Genomic DNA, 17746 nt, shown 5'->3' with positions numbered 1-17746 from the left:
ATGAGAGACGATTTAGATATTAAAAAATTTTCAGTAGGGCCTTTGCAAGCTAACTGTTATATAGTATCTGCAAAGGGTAGTCATGAATGTGTAATGGTAGATCCTGGCGATTTTGCATCTGAAGTGGAAGATTATTTGATAGATAATGATTTTAGACTGAAGTATATTTTGATAACTCATGGGCATTTTGATCATATTGGGGGTGTCGATTACTTTAGAGACAAATTTGGAGCAAAAGTTTGCATTTCTATCGATGATGCAGCAATGCTTAAAAATCCAGCGATGAATTTGTCTGAGCTTGGCTTTGAAAAAATAATATCACAAGATGCTGATATTTTGTTAAGGGATGGTGACACTTTATCGTTTGGAGAAGGTATTTTTATAACAACTATTCATACTCCTGGACATACACCTGGTGGAGTATGCTATAAAATCGATGATGCCTGTTTTACGGGAGATACGCTTTTTAAGGAATCTGTAGGTCGAACTGACTTTCCAGGTGGCGATTTCAATGAAATAATAAATTCAATTAAAAATAAATTGTTTATACTACCTGATACGACTTTAGTTTTTCCGGGGCATGGTGATATCACCACAATTAAGGACGAAAAGCTTAAAAACCCATTTGTACGCTTTTCATAAAATCTTATATATCTCATCAGAAGTCGGCGGATTTATTTCTATTTTTTTATTGCCATCTATAAGATATTTTCCGTTTTTTGTAATCTTACCGACTATTGTTGCATCGATATTTTGCTTTTTCAATTCATCTACTATTTTTTTGCCATTTGATGACGTAATAATCATCGAGCCGCTTGAGATAAGCTTAAATGGATCTAAGTTAAAGTAATCACAGATAATCATAGTCTCATTCCTTACAGGAATTAAATCACTGAAAATTTCAATTCCCACATTTGATGCTTCTGCGATTTCAAAGGCTGCGCCTAATATCCCGCCTTCGGTAATATCATGCATACAATTTACGCCACATTCAGCCGCAATTAAACCCTCTTTTACTACACTTAAATCTTTAATAAAGCTTTTCGCGCTGTCTAAAACAGATTCAGAAATATGATTTGATAGCTTTTCATAGTAATCGTTGGCGATTATGAAGGTTCCTTCAATACCTACTGATTTGGTAACTATTACGTCATCATTTAATTTAGCGCCGCTTGTTTTAATGAATTTGTCTTTGCTACATACACCGATGGCAGTAGTCGATATTACTGGTTTATTTACGGAAGATGTGACTTCGCTATGACCGCCGAGAACCTCAATGTTAAGCTCTTTGGCTCCTCTATCTATTTCCTGCACGATTTTGTTCAATGATTCTTCATCAGAACCTATTGGCAGCAAAATGGTTTCAAGCACGCCTATGGGTTTTGCACCACATGATGCAATATCATTGCATGAAATAATTACAGATAAGTATCCGCTTAAGTTATTTGAGGCAGTTATGGGATCTGTAGACAAAACAGCCGCATACTGGTCAAATTCAATAACGCTGCAATCTTCTCCTATACCTGCATGTACAGCTACTTCGTTTCGCTTTACGCCTAAGTTGGTGTATACGAGTTTTGATAAAATGTCTGTTGGCACTTTTCCTTCTTTCATAGTAAGCACATCCTTTGAAAATTTTTGTATATATCTATATTAGCATAAATAATTTTTATGTTCCACATCAAAGTATTTCAGTAAAAAATAATTTAAAAACTTATAGACAAATATAAAATATTGTGATATCATATTAAAAAAGAAGATTATGTATCCTTTAACTGGTCCTGTGAGGCTGGCAAGGAGTTAAAACAGATGTTGACTTCTTGCTTTATCAAGAAGTTTTTTTATGGAGGTATAAGATTTGAATTATAAAGCTGAGATAATGGACGAAAAAGCAATTGACAGAGCTTTAATTCGAATTTCACATGAGATTGTAGAAAAGAATAAAGGCATCGAAGATATTGTATTAGTTGGCATAATGCGTAGAGGTGTGCCTCTTGCAAATAGACTTGCTAAGTATATTGAACGCATCGAAGGTGTAAGACCTCCTATAGGTTCACTGGATATTACTTTATATAGAGATGATTTAACTACGAAATTAGAGCAGCCAATTGTCAAAAAAAAGGACATAGGAGTAAATGTAGTTGGGAAAATTGTTGTTTTGGTAGATGATGTAATATATACAGGAAGAACTGTAAGGGCTGCTATGGATGCTGTTATAGATTTAGGGAGACCTAAGTCAATACAGTTGGCAGAACTCATTGATAGGGGACATAGGGAACTTCCCATACGACCTGATTATGTCGGAAAAAATGTGCCTACATCAAAGAGCGAAATTGTAAGTGTCATGCTTGAGGAAATTGATAATGTAAATAAAGTTGTAATAATAGAATAACAACCTTTAAATTAGTCCAGCGAGACTGATAAGGGAGAATTGCGGTTCTCCCACTTTAGAAAGAAAGGGAGATTTTTTATGGTTATTTTAGAATTCATAAGATTCAAAAAATATTCAAAAATCTTATATTTAAGAGCAGAGCCATTTTAATATGTAAAAATGGTTGCTGCTCTATTTTTTAATAACAAAGAAAGGATGGTTAAAATGATAGGAAAAGACGCGTTAGGAATAAGGGAAATGACAAAAGAAGATCTTTTAGAGATACTGGATACAGCAGGAGAAATGAAGAAAATCTTGGTTGGCAATAAAAATTCAGATATTTTAAGAGGCAAGACAGTTGTTACGATATTTTTTGAGCCAAGCACAAGGACAAGATTGTCATTTGAAATGGCAGCAAAATACCTTGGAGCGCATTTTGGAAACATAGAAACCAAGACAAGCAGCGTTGTAAAAGGTGAATCACTTATTGATACAGTAAGAACGGTAGAAAAGATGAAAGCAGATGTGATTGTAGTACGTCACAATATGTCCGGTGCTCCGCATCTTATGGCAAAATATCTTGATGCATCGGTAATAAATGCAGGTGACGGTCTTAACGAACATCCTACACAGGCTTTGTTGGATTTAATGACAATAAGAGAGAAAAAGGGATTTTTTGACGGCTTAAAAGTAGTCATAGTTGGAGATATAGTTCATTCGAGAGTTGCAAGGTCTAATATATGGGGATTACAAAAATTAGGAGCTGACGTTAGACTGGTAGGTCCTGCTACATTGTTGCCAAAGACTTTTGAAAAGCTTGGAGCAAAAGTCTATTACGACATAGACAAAGCTATTGATGGAGCCGATGTAGTCATGGGACTTAGAATTCAATTAGAGAGGCAGAAAATTGGTTTATTTCCATCAAAAGATGAGTTTTCAAAGTATTTTGGGATAACAGAGGAAAGAATGAGACTTGCTAAGAAAGATGCGATATTGATGCATCCTGGACCTATCAATAGAAATGTAGAACTTACATCAAAAGCAGCTAATGCCAAATACTCGGTTATTGAGGAACAAGTTACAAATGGCGTAGCTATAAGAATGGCATTATTAAAAATATTATGTGAAAGGAGAAAATCAAATGAAATTGGTTATTAAAGATGGGATAGTAATAGATGGAGAAGGATTTAATGAAAAAGCAGATATCTTAATAGAGAATGGAAAGATAAAAGGGATAGATAAAAGAATATCGCTGAATGACGCAATTTCAATTGATGCAAAAGGGAAACATGTATTTCCGGGATTTATTGATATGCACACACATTTGCGGCAGCCTGGTTTTGAAGAAAAGGAAACGATAAAAACAGGTACACATGCTGCTGTTGCTGGTGGTTATACAACTGTTGCATGTATGCCAAATACAAATCCTGTTATAGATAATGAAGTAGTTGTGGAATATATAAAAAGTATCGCTGGTAAAGAAGGGTATTGTAAAGTAATTCCGATAGGTGCCATGACTAAAGGCATGTTGGGCGAAGAAATTTCAGAGATGGCAAAATTGAAGGATGTGGGCGTGTTAGCTTTATCTGATGATGGATTTCCAATAATGAATTCAGGGCTTATGAAGAGAATAATGACTTATGGAAGCATGTACGATTTGCTTATGATAACTCACTGCGAAGATAAAATGTTAAGCGGTGAAGGCGTGATGAATAACGGGATAATTTCAACAAAAATCGGCTTAAGAGGAATACCACATGAAGCGGAAGAGGTAATGTTGTCACGAAATATTATTTTGGCAAAATCTACTGGAGCAAGACTTCATGTAGCGCATGTATCAACAAAGGATAGTGTTGAGTTGATAAGGAGAGCTAAGGCAGATGGAGTAAATATAACAGCAGAGGTAACGCCACATAATCTATGTCTTACTGAAGATATAGTTGATGGTTTTGACACGAATACAAAGGCTTATCCTCCATTAAGGACAAGGGAAGACGTGAATGCGCTTATAGAAGGGTTAAAAGATGGTACAATAGATGTAATTGCGACAGATCATGCACCGCATACGAAAGATGATAAAAAAGTTCCTTATGAAATAGCGGCTTTTGGCATATCAGGAATCGAAATCGCTTTTTCTGTAGTGTACACGTATCTTGTTAAAAATGGATTGATTGCGATAGACGATTTAGTAAAGTATATGTCGATAGAACCTTCGAGACTTTTAAAATTAACCCATGGTTTTAAGATAGGCAATGATGCAGATATTACAATAATAGATTTAACAAAAGAGTTTACAGTCGATGCGGACAATTTTAAATCAAAAGGTAAAAATTCACCATTTAATGGGCAAAAATTGTACGGCATGGTGGAATATACGATTGTAAATGGAGAAATAAAATTTAAAAATGATGGCAATTATCAAATAAGTAATGTATAATATATATAGAATAATTATACATTATTATGAATAAATATTTATAAGAGGTGTTAATATGTTTTCGGATAATTTGATACATGCAATAAAATTCAAGAATAATCCTACGGTTGTCGGTTTAGATCCAAGAATTGAAAGCATTCCAGAATTCATAAAGAAAGCGGCATTTAATAAATACGGGAACAATACAAAAGGAATATCTGAAGCGATTTATTATTTTAATAAAGGCATTGTTGATGCTGTATTTGATGTAGTACCAGCGGTAAAGATTCAGATCGCTTTTTATGAAATATATGGGGCAAATGGGATAGAAGCTTTTTATAAAACTGCTGAATATGCCAAAGAAAAAGGGCTTATGGTTATAGCAGATGTAAAAAGAGGAGATATAGCAGATGTAGCAGAAATGTATTCAAAAGCATATTTGCAAAATCCCTCTATTGATGCAATTACAATCAATCCGTACATGGGGGAAGATACCATAACCCCATATATACGAGATGTATTAGAATACGACAAAGGGCTATTTATCCTTGTGAAAACTTCTAATGCTGGTTCTGGAACGATTCAAAATTTAAAAACTGTCAGTGGTACTGTATATGAAAATGTAGCTCACATGGTTGACAAGATTTCAAAACTAGCCGAAGGTAGCTTAGGATATAGTTCTATAGGTGCGGTTGTTGGAGCTACGTATAAAGAAGAGGCCAAAATATTGAGAAAAATAATGCCATCTGCTATCTTTTTAGTGCCTGGATATGGAGCACAAGGTGCTACTGCAGAAGATGTCATTAATTGCTTTGATGAAAACAACTTAGGTGCTATAGTCAACTCATCGAGAAAAGTCATCTTCGCTTATAAAAGTCAATATTGGAAAGATGTTTTTTCAGAATATGAATTTGCTCAAGCTGCACGTGCTGAAGTTCTTTTGATGATGGGAATGATTAATAATGCGTTTTTAAAAAGAAGATATATTGCGTGTTGAGGTGAAATATGGAATACGTTGTTAGAGAAAATAGAGAAATTAGCAATGGGATATATAGACTTAGGTTAGAATTTGACGATATTCCTGCTCCAGGGCAATTTATCATGATAAATTGTGGCGGCAATACATTATTAAAGAGGCCATTTAGTATATGTGATCATGATGGGAATGAAATTGCAATTGTTTATAGGATAAAAGGAAAAGGCACTTACAATCTTTCGAAAGTTAAAGCTTTAGACACATTAGAAGTAACTGGTCCCCATGGTCACGGATTCGATATGTTTGATAAATTCAACAATATTCTCATCGTTGGTGGTGGCATAGGGATACCACCACTGCTGTTTCTTTCAAAGAAATTAAAAAATAAAAATCTAAAGATTGCTCTTGGCTTTAAAAGCGATATATTTCTCGTAGATGAATTTCAAAAGTATGGCGATGTCGTTATTGCGACTGAAGACGGGAACACTGGCATTAAGGGGTATGTTACCGATGTAATGAAAGGTGAAATAAAAAATATTGATATGGTTTATGGATGTGGTCCAATGCAAATGCTTAAATCTGTAAAAGACATGGCTGAAAAGTATGATGTGCCTTGTCAAATCTCTGTTGAAGAACATATGGGTTGTGGAATTGGTGCATGTATGGTATGTGCCTGCAAAACAAAAACCGATTCTGGATTTCAATATAAAAAAGTCTGTAAGGATGGTCCTGTATTTTGGGCAAGGGAGGTAGTATTTTGAATCTGAAAGTCAGTATAGGGGACCTTGAGCTTAAGAATCCAATTCTTGTGGCATCTGGTACGTTTGGCTTTGGAAAAGAGTATTCACAATATATCGATTTAGATAATTTAGGAGGAATAATGGTAAAAGGTCTTACAGTGTATCCAAAAGAAGGAAATCCTCCGCCGCGTATATATGAAACGCCATCAGGAATTTTAAATAGTGTTGGACTGCAAAATCCAGGTGTCGATGCTTTCATAAAAGACGAATTACCATTTTTAAATAGATTTAATACTAAAGTAATCGCAAATATAGCAGGAGAAACAATAGAAGAATTCGTATTATTAGCCCAAAAACTTAATATAGATGGTGTAGATGCATTAGAGATCAATGTCTCATGCCCAAATGTAAAAGAAGGGGGTATGTCATTTGGAATAGATCCCAACAGTGTACATGAGATAACTAAAAAAGTAAAGGAAGTATCAAATAAAACAGTCATTGTAAAATTGACTCCAAATGTAACTGATATAAAGATTTATGCTAAAGCAGCAGAAGACGGTGGTGCTGATGCAATTTCTCTTATAAATACAGTTACTGGAATGGCCATAGATATAAACACAAGGCGACCTGTTTTTAAGAATGTGTTTGCAGGTTTATCAGGACCAGCTATAAAACCCATAGCGCTTAAAAATGTGTATGAAGCTAAAAGAGCTGTATCAATCCCTGTGATAGGTATGGGAGGAATTTCATCTGCAGAAGATGCTTTAGAATTCATGATAGCAGGGGCTACTGCTGTAGCTATTGGAACTTATAATTTTATCAATCCTACTGGTTCAATAGACATCTTGGAAGGAATAAAAAAATATATGTTAAGAAATAACATATTTGATGTAAACCAATTGATAAATTCTATTAACGTATAATTATTATGGTAAACCAAAGAGAAAGGAAAATTAAAATGGATAGAGAAAAGGTACTTGAAATATTAAGCGAATTAAAAGTATTGAATAAAGGACATTTTTTATTGACTTCTGGTAGGCATAGCGACACATACCTCCAATGTGCTAAGATTTTCCAGTATCCTAATTACAGTGAATTATTTTCAAAAGAAATAGCGAGTAAATTTATTAAAGAAAAAATAGATGTAGTAATTGGGCCTGCCATTGGTGGCATTATATTTGCGTATGAAGTTGCAAGGCAATTGGGCGCAAAAGCCATCTTTGCTGAAAGAGAAGATGGGATGATGAAATTAAGAAGAGGATTTGAGATAAATGAAGGTAATAATGTACTTGCAGTAGAAGATGTTGTCACAACAGGTGGCTCTGTAAAAGAAGTCATTGAACTTGTAAAAAGTTATAATGCAAATATTGTTGGTGTTGCAAGCATTGTCGACAGAAGCAATGGAAATGTCAACTTTGGAGTAAAATTTGAATCTATAATATCAATTGATGCAGTGTCGTATGAAAGTGAAAAATGCCCACTATGCGAAAAGGGACTGCCTATATACAAACCTGGAAGCAGAAAGTTTAAATAAGAAGCAAAGAGCTTCTTATTTAAACTAAAAAACTTGCAGTATCAAACACTTTAGGTATTCAGTTTCACTGGATGACAACAGTATAGGATGATCTTTTGACTGTGTTCTTTTTTCTATTAGCCGTGTATTCTTTCGTGTGTCGTGGGCGGCTTCTTTAATTATGTTTAGAAACGCATCGGGACTTATGTGTTGTGAGCAAGAACAAGTAATGAGGAAACCGCCTTTTTTCAAGATTTTCATTGCTCTTAAATTTATTTCTTTATATCCTCTTATGGCATCTTTTACTGTCTCTTTACTTTTAGTAAAGGCAGGCGGGTCAAGGATTACAACGTCAAATCTTTTGTTTTCTTCATCGTATTTTTTTAACAAATCAAATGCATTTTCACATGTAAAATGACACTTATCCAGGTATCCGTTTAGAGCTACGTTCTTTTTAGCCATATCTAATGCTGTTTCTGATATATCTACGGTTTCAACGCTTTTAGCACCATAATGCAATGCATGTACTGAAAAAGAGCCTGTATGGCTAAAGCAATCTAAAACATCGGCATCTTTTACGTACTTTTTTATTGCGGCTCTATTTTCTTTTTGGTCTAAAAAATAACCAGTTTTTTGACCGTTTTCTATGTCAACCAAAAGCTTAACGCCGTTTTCTTCAAATTGTTGAATTGTATCGAAATTGCCATATAAAAATCCTTTTGTTTCAGGTAATCCTTCCAGCATTCGCACAGACACATCATTTCTTTCATATATACCTTTAGGTCTTAATAATTCAACGAGTATGTTTACTATTAAGCCCTTGTACCTTTCCATACCAAGTGAAAGTGTTTGAATAACTAAATAATCTCCGAATTTGTCCACAATAAGAGCTGGCAAAAAATCAGCTTCTCCAAAAATTACCCTGCATGAATTTAAATTATCCATAACTTTTTTTCTATATTCCCATGCTTTTAGAATTCTCTTTTTAAAAAAATCCTCATTTATGAGCTCATCTTTTTCATGTGTGAGAAGCCTTACAGTTATCATAGATTTAAGATTTATGTATCCTCGCCCGATGAAGTTTTTCTTGTAATCATAGACATCAACAATTCCACCAGGCTCATAATCGCCTTCTATGTGATCTATTTCTGTTTTGTATATCCATGGATGACCGCTTAATACTCTTCTCAAATTTTCGTTTCTGAGAATTACATCTGTCATAATAACACTCCTAATTCAAAAATTCGTTTAAATAATTTATATCATATAGGCAGAGATGATTCAATACGATTGCTTTTTTATTAAAAAAATATATTCAGTAATAAATGTTAGAAAAAAAGAGCATAATAAAGATATATATGTATAATTGCATGTAAATATACTATATTGATAAATTTCATGTTTGAATAAGAATTTAAAACGTGGTATATTAACATACGTCGCTTCTTTGAGGAGCGAATAAAGACACCACAAAATACCAAATAGAAAGCAGTTGACAGAGAGAAGATAATGTGGTAAGATAGACGATGTCGCGATAAGCGGCGAGGGAAATGAACCTTGAAAACCGAACAGTGAGATATAAGAGCAAAGGATATAAACATGAGAGTTTGATCCTGGCTCAGGACGAACGCTGGCGGCGTGCCTAACACATGCAAGTCGAGCGATCCGGCACTCAACTAAGCGCTTACAGAAAAAGAGACAGAAAAGAAAGATAAAGCAAAAAGAGAGAAATAAGAGTAAACGCGGAGTTGAGTGCCGGATAGCGGCGGACGGGTGAGTAACGCGTGGACAATCTACCCTGTAGACTGGGATAACACCTCGAAAGGGGTGCTAATACCGGATAATGTCAAGGGATGGCATCATTTCTTGAAGAAAGGAGAAATCCGCTATAGGATGAGTCCGCGTCCCATTAGCTAGTTGGCGGGGTAAAAGCCCACCAAGGCGACGATGGGTAGCCGGCCTGAGAGGGTGAACGGCCACACTGGAACTGAGACACGGTCCAGACTCCTACGGGAGGCAGCAGTGGGGAATATTGTGCAATGGGGGAAACCCTGACACAGCGACGCCGCGTGAGCGAAGAAGGCCTTCGGGTCGTAAAGCTCAATAGTATGGGAAGATAATGACGGTACCATACGAAAGCCCCGGCTAACTACGTGCCAGCAGCCGCGGTAATACGTAGGGGGCGAGCGTTGTCCGGAATTACTGGGCGTAAAGAGCACGTAGGCGGCTATAAAAGTCAGATGTGAAAAACCTGGGCTCAACCGAGGGTATGCATCTGAAACTAAATAGCTTGAGTCAAGGAGAGGAGAGCGGAATTCCTGGTGTAGCGGTGAAATGCGTAGAGATCAGGAAGAATACCAGTGGCGAAAGCGGCTCTCTGGACTTGAACTGACGCTGAGGTGCGAAAGCGTGGGGAGCAAACAGGATTAGATACCCTGGTAGTCCACGCCGTAAACGATGGATACTAGGTGTGGGTGAGGAATCATCCGTGCCGGAGTTAACGCAATAAGTATCCCGCCTGGGGAGTACGGCCGCAAGGTTGAAACTCAAAGGAATTGACGGGGGCCCGCACAAGCAGCGGAGCATGTGGTTTAATTCGAAGCAACGCGAAGAACCTTACCAGGGCTTGACATCCACAGAATCTGGTAGAAATACCGGAGTGCCTCGCAAGAGGAGCTGTGAGACAGGTGGTGCATGGTTGTCGTCAGCTCGTGTCGTGAGATGTTGGGTTAAGTCCCGCAACGAGCGCAACCCCTGTTGGTAGTTACCAGCGTAAAGACGGGGACTCTACCGAGACTGCCGTGGAAAACACGGAGGAAGGCGGGGATGACGTCAAATCATCATGCCCTTTATGCCCTGGGCTACACACGTGCTACAATGGCCTGAACAGAGGGCAGCGAAGGAGCGATCCGGAGCGAATCCCAGAAAACAGGTCCCAGTTCAGATTGCAGGCTGCAACCCGCCTGCATGAAGACGGAGTTGCTAGTAATCGCGGATCAGCATGCCGCGGTGAATACGTTCCCGGGCCTTGTACACACCGCCCGTCACACCACGAGAGTTTACAACACCCGAAGTCAGTGACCTAACCCGGCACTCAAGTAGATATGGAATTATAGAGAAGAAAAGAAATAATCCGTATCTACTTGAGTGCCGGGGAGGAGCTGCCGAAGGTGGGGTAAATGATTGGGGTGAAGTCGTAACAAGGTAGCCGTATCGGAAGGTGCGGCTGGATCACCTCCTTTCTAAGGAGCAATCCTTACAACAAGTCGTATCTCACTGTTCAGTTTTGAGGGTTTAGACCCTCAGGAAAGTGAACCTTGAAAACTGCACAATGCAAATATGGGTAACGAAGAAAAACGAGGAAACAATAGGTCAAGTTAGAAAGGGCGTATGGTGGATGCCCAGGCACTTAGAGCCGAAGAAGGACGCAGCAAGCGGCGAAACGCTCCGGGGAGTCGCAAGCAGACGCAGATCCGGAGATCTCCGAATGGGGAAACCCGCTTAAGGTAATACTTAAGCATCCCATGGTGAACACATAGCCATGAGGAAGGGACACCGCGTGAACTGAAACATCTAAGTAGCGCGAGGAAAAGAAAGAAAAAATCGATTTCCTGAGTAGTGGCGAGCGAAAAGGAAAGAGCCCAAACCATCACCGTTGGTGATGGGGTTTAGGACCACAAGAAGGTATGAAAAGCGAAGCCGAACAGACCTGGGAAGGCAGGCCAAAGAAGGTGAAAGCCCTGTAGGCGAAAGCTTTAAATACCGAGTGGGATCCAGAGTACCACAGGATAGGCAACCCGGTGGGAAGACGGGAGGACCATCTCCCAAGGCTAAATACTCCTAAGTGACCGATAGCGCATAGTACCGTGAGGGAAAGGTGAAAAGAACCCCGGGAGGGGAGTGAAAGAGAACCTGAAACCATATGTCCACAAGCAGTGGAAGCGAAAGCGACCACGTACTTTTTGTAGAACGGACCGGCGAGTTATAGATATGCAGCGAGGTTAAGCGAAAGCGGAGCCGAAGCGAAAGCGAGTCTTAAAAGGGCGAGAGTTGCATATCATAGACCCGAAACCGTGCGACCTACCCATGATCAGGGTGAAGCCGGAGTAAGATCTGGTGGAGGCCCGAACCACGTTGACGTTGAAAAGTCATGGGATGAATTGTGGGTAGCGGAGAAATTCCAATCGAGCTCGGAGATAGCTGGTTCTCCCCGAAATAGCTTTAGGGCTAGCCTCAGGGGGAAGGAAATATGGAGGTAGAGCACTGAATGGACTAGGGGCCAAAGAGGTTACCGAACCCTATCAAACTCCGAATGCCATATTGAGACCCTGGGAGTCAGACTACGAGTGATAAGATCCGTGGTCAAAAGGGAAAGAGCCCAGACCGACAGCTAAGGTCCCAAAGAGCATGTTAAGTGGAAAAGGAAGTAGGATTTCCAAGACAACCAGGATGTTGGCTTAGAAGCAGCCATACATTCAAAGAGTGCGTAATAGCTCACTGGTCGAGAAATCCCGCGCCGAAAATAAACGGGGCTAAAACATGCCACCGAAGCTACGGATTCTGAAAAGAATGGTAGGGGAGCGTACTGTACAGGACGAAGGATAAGCGAAAGCGAATCTGGACAGTACAGTAGAGAGAATGCCGGTATAAGTAACGAGAGTAAGGCGAGAAACCTTACCGTCGAAAGCCTAAGGATTCCTGGGGAAGGATAATCCGCCCAGGGTAAGTCGGGACCTAAGCCGAGGCGAAAGCGTAGGCGATGGAGAACCGGTAATAAATCCGGTACCACCGAAATCCGCTAAAAGAGAAGCAAGGACGCAGCGAGATAAGAAAAGCGTGCGGTTGGTAGAGCACGTCCAAGCAGCGACGAAAAGAGCTTTGAGTGAAGTACCAAAGCTCATAAGAGCTGTGATGGGGAGCCGAAAGGCGAAGTTTCGAAGGGGCTGCCAAGAAAAGTTGCTATCGAGGATGAGGTGCCCGTACCACAAACCGACACAGGTAGGCGAGGAGAGAATCCAAAGACGAGCGGGAGAACCCTCATTAAGGAACTCGGCAAAAAGACTCCGTAACTTCGGGAGAAGGAGTGCCGAAAGGCCGCAGAGAAGAGGCCCAAGCGACTGTTTACCAAAAACACAGGTTTCTGCTAAGTCGAAAGACGAAGTATAGGAGCTGACGCCTGCCCGGTGCTGGAAGGTTAAGGGGAAGGGTCAGGAGAAAATCCAAAGCTCTGAACTTAAGCCCCAGTAAACGGCGGCCGTAACTATAACGGTCCTAAGGTAGCGAAATTCCTTGTCGGGTAAGTTCCGACCTGCACGAAAGGCGTAACGACTTGGGCGCTGTCTTGAAGGGGGACCCGGTGAAATTGTAGTACTCGTGAAGATGCGAGTTACCCGCGACAGGACAGAAAGACCCCATGGAGCTTTACTGCAGCTTGTCACTGAATTTTAGTAATATCTGTACAGGATAGGTGGGAGGCGGAGAAATATGGGCGCCAGCCTATATGGAGCCGACGTTGGGATACCACCCTGATATTACCGAAATTCTAACATAGGAGCCGTAAACCGGCATATGGACACTGACAGGCGGGCAGTTTGACTGGGGCGGTCGCCTCCTAAAAAGTAACGGAGGCGTCCAAAGGTTACCTCAGCGCGGAAGGAAATCGCGCGAAAGAGTGCAAAGGCAGAAGGTAGCCTAACTGCGAGAAAGACAATTCGAGCAGGGACGAAAGTCGGGCTTAGTGATCCGGCGGTAGAGAATGGGATTGCCGTCGCTCAACGGATAAAAGCTACCCTGGGGATAACAGGCTGATCTCCCCCAAGAGTCCACATCGACGGGGAGGTTTGGCACCTCGATGTCGGCTCATCGCATCCTGGGGCTGAAGTAGGTCCCAAGGGTTGGGCTGTTCGCCCATTAAAGCGGTACGCGAGCTGGGTTCAGAACGTCGTGAGACAGTTCGGTCCCTATCCGTCGCGGGCGCAGGAAATTTGAGAGGATCTGCCCTTAGTACGAGAGGACCGGGGTGGACAAACCGATGGTGTACCAGTTGCAAAGCCTTTTGCACAGCTGGGTAGCCAAGTTTGGAAGGGATAAACGCTGAAAGCATCTAAGCGTGAAACCCACCTCAAGATAAGATTTCCCATCCGAAAGGAGTAAGACACCTTGAAGAAGACGAGGTAGATAGGCCGGAGGTGTAAGAGTAGAAATACTTTCAGCTGACCGGTACTAATAAGTCGAGGACTTGACCTTTAGCATTGTGCAGTATTCAAAGTTCATTTAAGAAAGCATAAATGGAGAAAAAATCTATCAAAAGCGAACGATTAATGAAGCTTTCGTGATATATCACGATGAATGTAGCGTAGTTTGGCGTATGAGCGAAAGCGAAAGCCGTCACAACGCATAGACGGCGTTAGCCAAAGTAGCGAAATGAATCGATGATATATAGAAAGCGAAATTTGTGAGCGTTGATAAGATTTTTCAGAAGAATATGCATAATAAATGAACGAAAGATTTCCGGTGGCAATAGCGGAGGTTAAAAACCCGTTCCCATACCGAACACGGAAGTGAAGCCCTCCAGCGCCGATGGTACTGATTTCTCGGGAGAGTAGGTCGCTGCCGGTAAAAATTTATAAAAGAGGTAGTCTGTTTTAAATGGACTATCTCTTTTTTGATTTTTATGGTATAATAAGCGTTAAAATTATAAGAGGGGAAGTGAAAAAATGTTAAAAAGTAAAAATGTTGAACTTGTACCATTTGAGCCTAAATATATTGAGAAATTTGTAGAATTTCGCAATAGTGAAGACAGTAGAAATTTTTTGATGCCTGGTATACCATATCCTGTGACGGAAGGTTCAATTTCAGAGTGGCTTAGTAAAAAGACAAATCACAGTGAATCAGGTGAATTTGCAATTATTTATAATGAAACTAAAGAATATATAGGTAATATTTCATATGGCAGTGTAGATTGGAAAAATAGACATTGTGAAATTGCGGTAATGATAGGTGAGGAAAAGTATAGAAATAAAGGTCTTGGTTCAGAAGCTATAATGACTTTATTAGATTTTATATTTAATGAATTGAATTTGCATCGAGTAGAATTAAAAGTGTATGATTTTAATGAGAGAGCAATAAAATGTTATGAAAAATGTGGTTTTAAAAAAGAAGGATTGCTGCGGGAAGTTGTATATAAACATGGTCGATATATAAACGAATGGATAATGGGGATTATAAAAAGCGAATTTTTAGAGCATAATTTCCAGGGAAATAATAGAAATAATACATAATGGAGGAAATATGAGAGCGTTTTTAGCTATAAAATTAAGTGAAAATATTATAAATGATATTAAGAATTTGCAAGAGCAGTTAAAGAAATATACAATAAAAGGAAGATGGACAAATAAAGATAATTTACATATAACTCTTAAATTTTTTGGCGAGATAAATGAGGAAGAAGTTAGTAAAATCAGAAAGATAATAAATGACATTTCGTTAAATTTTAAGCCATTTTACATTAGATTAAATAAAATTGGTTGTTTTGAAGGAAAAGATAATATAAGAGTACTATGGGTGGATGCTAAAAATGATGATAGACTTAAATTATTACATGATGTTATCGAAACAGAATTATCTAAGGTGGGATTTAAAAAAGACGATAGAAAATTTAAAGCCCATATTACTGTTGCAAGAGAAATTATTTTGGTAAAAAGCATAGAAGAAATAAACAATCTACATAAATTAGATTCTGATTACTTTGCAGTATCTAATATACATCTTATGGAAAGCAAGTTGGAGAATAATAGAAGAGTTTATAAATCTATTTTCGATGTATCCTTAAAATCGAACAAGTAGGTACAATACCTACTTATTATCAGGTGTCACATACAATGTTTTTTGATTTGTATAGATTACAAAACCTGGTTTTGCTCCTGTTGGTTTCTTAACGTACTTTCTTAACGTGTAATCAACTGGTACATTTGAAGAATTTTTTGCTTTGCTGTGCATTGCTGCCAATTTTGCAGCTTCTAAAATAGTACTGTCAGGAATATTAGCGCCTTTGCTTTTGATTATGACATGTGAGCCGGGAATATTCTTCGTATGTAGCCATACATCATTTATATCTGCAAATTTCATTGTAAGGTAATCATTTTGTACATTATTTTTCCCAACATAGATATCAAAATTATCTGAAGATATATAGTGTAGAGGTTTTGATATACTTTTCTTTTGTCTTTTGTCTTTATTTTTCTTTTTTATGTATCCTATATCTGCTAATTCTTCTCTTATTTCGTCTATTTCTGATGGCAATGTACACTGCTCAACATTTAAAAGTTGTCCTTCTAGATATTCTATTTCTTTTTTTGTTTCTTCTATTTGCTTTGTAAGAAATTCTACTGCATTTTTTAATTTAGCATATTTTTTAAAATACATTTGAGCATTTTCATTTGGCGTATATTTTATATCAAGTGGTATTGTTATTTCTTCACCAGTATAATAATTTATAGTTTTAAATGCATCGGTTTTTTTGTTAAGTTTATACAAATTACTCGTTATAAGCTCCCCATATAGTTTGTATATATCTGCATTCTCAGCATTTTTCAATTCATCTAATTGCTTGCCAAGTTTATTATATAATCTCTCTAAGTGCGTTTGAATAAGCTTTTTTAAATCATGTGAACGGGATTTTAAACTTTCTGCATTTGCTTTTTCTCTATAAAACTTTAATGCGGCTTCGTTGACACTTTTATAGAAAACTAAATTTTCATACTGTGTAAGTTCAATGATAGAAAATTCATAAGGATTATCGTCAATATAAGCAATACATGGTTTAAAATTTGAATTTTCTAAAAGGCTTTTCAATAAATTTAAATTGCAATTCAGTTTCTCCATATCGTCTTCTGAAAGCTCATTTATGTATCTATCATCTACTTTACTCCTATATGCAATTTCCCTTGATAAAACAGGGCTAAATCCTTCAAAAAGCTCTAAAAGGGCTTTATCAACTTTTTTACCGCTTTTTAATTTTAATTTTCTTGACAAATCATCTTTTGTAAAATCTTGAATTGTAAATTTATCTTGTAGTGGGGGCATCTCATATTTGACATCGGGAACTATTTCCCGTATTTTGCTCATATCCTTGTATACTCTTTTAATGCTATCGACTATAATTCTACTCTCTTTATCTATTAATATAATATTGCTGTATCTTCCCATTATTTCTATTACTAATGTTTTTATGACCTCTTTTTCTAATTCATCACGACTTAAAACATCGATGAATAAAATTCTATCGAATCCCCTTTGGTATATATCTATAATTTTTCCACCTTGCAAATACTTTCGAAGTAACATGCAAAACATAGGGGGAGTAACTGGATTTTCTTTATTTTCATCTGTTAGATATACTCTTGGAAAATTTGCATTTGCTGATAAAAGCAATTTGTAATTTTTGCCGTTATTTCTGATAAAGATTATGATTTCGTCTTTTTCGGGCTGATATATCTTATCTATTTTTCCGTCAAGCAGTGTGCTTTTTAGTTCATTGACTATTCCATATAGTGTTATTCCATCCAAAGCCATGTTGAACATTCCTTTCTAAATGCAATTCTACTAAATAGTATATCACGGCATGAATTTATTACAAATAAATCAGCGATATGATGATTGCAAAAAATTAATTGAGCAAAATTATATAACCAGTTTTTTATAAATTTATGTTATAATATATATGCGTTAT

At 38.0% G+C, this 17746-nt stretch carries 13 protein-coding genes and 3 rRNA genes; 13 read left to right on the top strand and 3 right to left on the bottom strand.

Going from position 1 to position 17746, the window contains the following annotated elements:
- Positions 1–642: an MBL fold metallo-hydrolase gene (locus JJQ93_RS04395; protein ID WP_274892855.1), complete on the top strand. Its 642-nt coding sequence runs from the start codon at positions 1–3 to the stop codon at positions 640–642.
- On the opposite strand, the gene JJQ93_RS04390 is transcribed toward JJQ93_RS04395, so the two are convergent.
- Positions 637–1614, bottom strand: coding sequence for an AIR synthase family protein (locus JJQ93_RS04390; protein ID WP_274892854.1), 978 nt, complete (start codon positions 1612–1614; stop codon positions 637–639). The genes JJQ93_RS04395 and JJQ93_RS04390 overlap by 6 nt on opposite strands.
- Positions 1615–1858: 244 nt before the next feature.
- Here JJQ93_RS04390 and pyrR point away from each other — a divergent pair, with 244 nt between their 5' ends.
- The 7 genes from pyrR (at position 1859) to pyrE (ending at position 8037) form a co-directional block, all read left to right on the top strand.
- Complete coding sequence (pyrR, locus tag JJQ93_RS04385; RefSeq protein ID WP_143588963.1) at positions 1859–2392, top strand: bifunctional pyr operon transcriptional regulator/uracil phosphoribosyltransferase PyrR; 534 nt, start codon at positions 1859–1861, stop codon at positions 2390–2392.
- A 204-nt stretch (positions 2393–2596) separates the two neighbouring features.
- Positions 2597–3529 carry an aspartate carbamoyltransferase catalytic subunit gene (locus JJQ93_RS04380; protein ID WP_274892853.1) on the top strand — a complete coding sequence of 311 codons (933 nt, stop codon included), beginning with the start codon at positions 2597–2599 and terminating at the stop codon, positions 3527–3529.
- Complete coding sequence (locus tag JJQ93_RS04375; protein WP_274892852.1) at positions 3513–4808, top strand: dihydroorotase; 1296 nt, start codon at positions 3513–3515, stop codon at positions 4806–4808. Before JJQ93_RS04380 ends, JJQ93_RS04375 begins: the two co-directional genes overlap by 17 nt.
- A gap of 55 nt (positions 4809–4863) precedes the next feature.
- Positions 4864–5784, top strand: a complete 921-nt coding sequence (pyrF, locus tag JJQ93_RS04370; protein ID WP_085112047.1) for an orotidine-5'-phosphate decarboxylase — start codon at positions 4864–4866, stop codon at positions 5782–5784.
- Positions 5785–5792: 8 nt separating this feature from the next.
- Entirely contained in the window at positions 5793–6524 is a 732-nt protein-coding gene (locus JJQ93_RS04365) for a dihydroorotate dehydrogenase electron transfer subunit (RefSeq protein ID WP_274892851.1), read from the top strand.
- On the top strand, positions 6521–7426 hold the full coding sequence (locus JJQ93_RS04360) for a dihydroorotate dehydrogenase (protein WP_274892850.1): 906 nt from the start codon (positions 6521–6523) through the stop codon (positions 7424–7426). Before JJQ93_RS04365 ends, JJQ93_RS04360 begins: the two co-directional genes overlap by 4 nt.
- Positions 7427–7461: 35 nt before the next feature.
- Entirely contained in the window at positions 7462–8037 is a 576-nt protein-coding gene (gene pyrE, locus JJQ93_RS04355) for an orotate phosphoribosyltransferase (RefSeq protein WP_085112044.1), read from the top strand.
- Between the two features lie 24 nt (positions 8038–8061).
- Here pyrE and JJQ93_RS04350 read toward each other — a convergent pair whose 3' ends face one another.
- Positions 8062–9237 (bottom strand): class I SAM-dependent rRNA methyltransferase, encoded by a 1176-nt coding sequence (locus JJQ93_RS04350; protein ID WP_274892849.1) that lies wholly within the window; start codon positions 9235–9237, stop codon positions 8062–8064.
- A 374-nt stretch (positions 9238–9611) separates the two neighbouring features.
- On the opposite strand from JJQ93_RS04350, the gene JJQ93_RS04345 reads away from it, so the two are divergent.
- The 5 genes from JJQ93_RS04345 to thpR all read left to right on the top strand — a co-directional run bounded on the left by JJQ93_RS04345 (position 9612) and on the right by thpR (position 15861).
- A 16S ribosomal RNA gene (locus JJQ93_RS04345) occupies positions 9612–11258 on the top strand.
- A gap of 128 nt (positions 11259–11386) precedes the next feature.
- Positions 11387–14262 (top strand): 23S ribosomal RNA (locus tag JJQ93_RS04340).
- Between the two features lie 263 nt (positions 14263–14525).
- Positions 14526–14634, top strand: a 5S ribosomal RNA gene (gene rrf / locus JJQ93_RS04335).
- Together the 16S, 23S and 5S rRNA genes form the textbook arrangement of a ribosomal RNA operon.
- Before the next feature lie 98 nt (positions 14635–14732).
- On the top strand, positions 14733–15296 hold the full coding sequence (locus JJQ93_RS04330) for a GNAT family N-acetyltransferase (RefSeq protein ID WP_085112037.1): 564 nt from the start codon (positions 14733–14735) through the stop codon (positions 15294–15296).
- Positions 15297–15306: 10 nt separating this feature from the next.
- Positions 15307–15861 carry an RNA 2',3'-cyclic phosphodiesterase gene (thpR, locus tag JJQ93_RS04325; RefSeq protein ID WP_274892848.1) on the top strand — a complete coding sequence of 185 codons (555 nt, stop codon included), beginning with the start codon at positions 15307–15309 and terminating at the stop codon, positions 15859–15861.
- Between the two features lie 9 nt (positions 15862–15870).
- Here thpR and JJQ93_RS04320 read toward each other — a convergent pair whose 3' ends face one another.
- On the bottom strand, positions 15871–17589 hold the full coding sequence (locus JJQ93_RS04320; RefSeq protein WP_274894050.1) for an Rqc2 family fibronectin-binding protein: 1719 nt from the start codon (positions 17587–17589) through the stop codon (positions 15871–15873).
- Positions 17590–17746: the final 157 nt, after the last annotated feature.

It is taken from the genome of Thermoanaerobacterium sp. R66 (genome assembly GCF_028895185.1).
Lineage (GTDB): Bacteria > Bacillota > Thermoanaerobacteria > Thermoanaerobacterales > Thermoanaerobacteraceae > Thermoanaerobacterium.
Note: the sequence above shows the minus strand (reverse complement) of the source record. Positions and strands in the feature narration are given on the sequence as shown.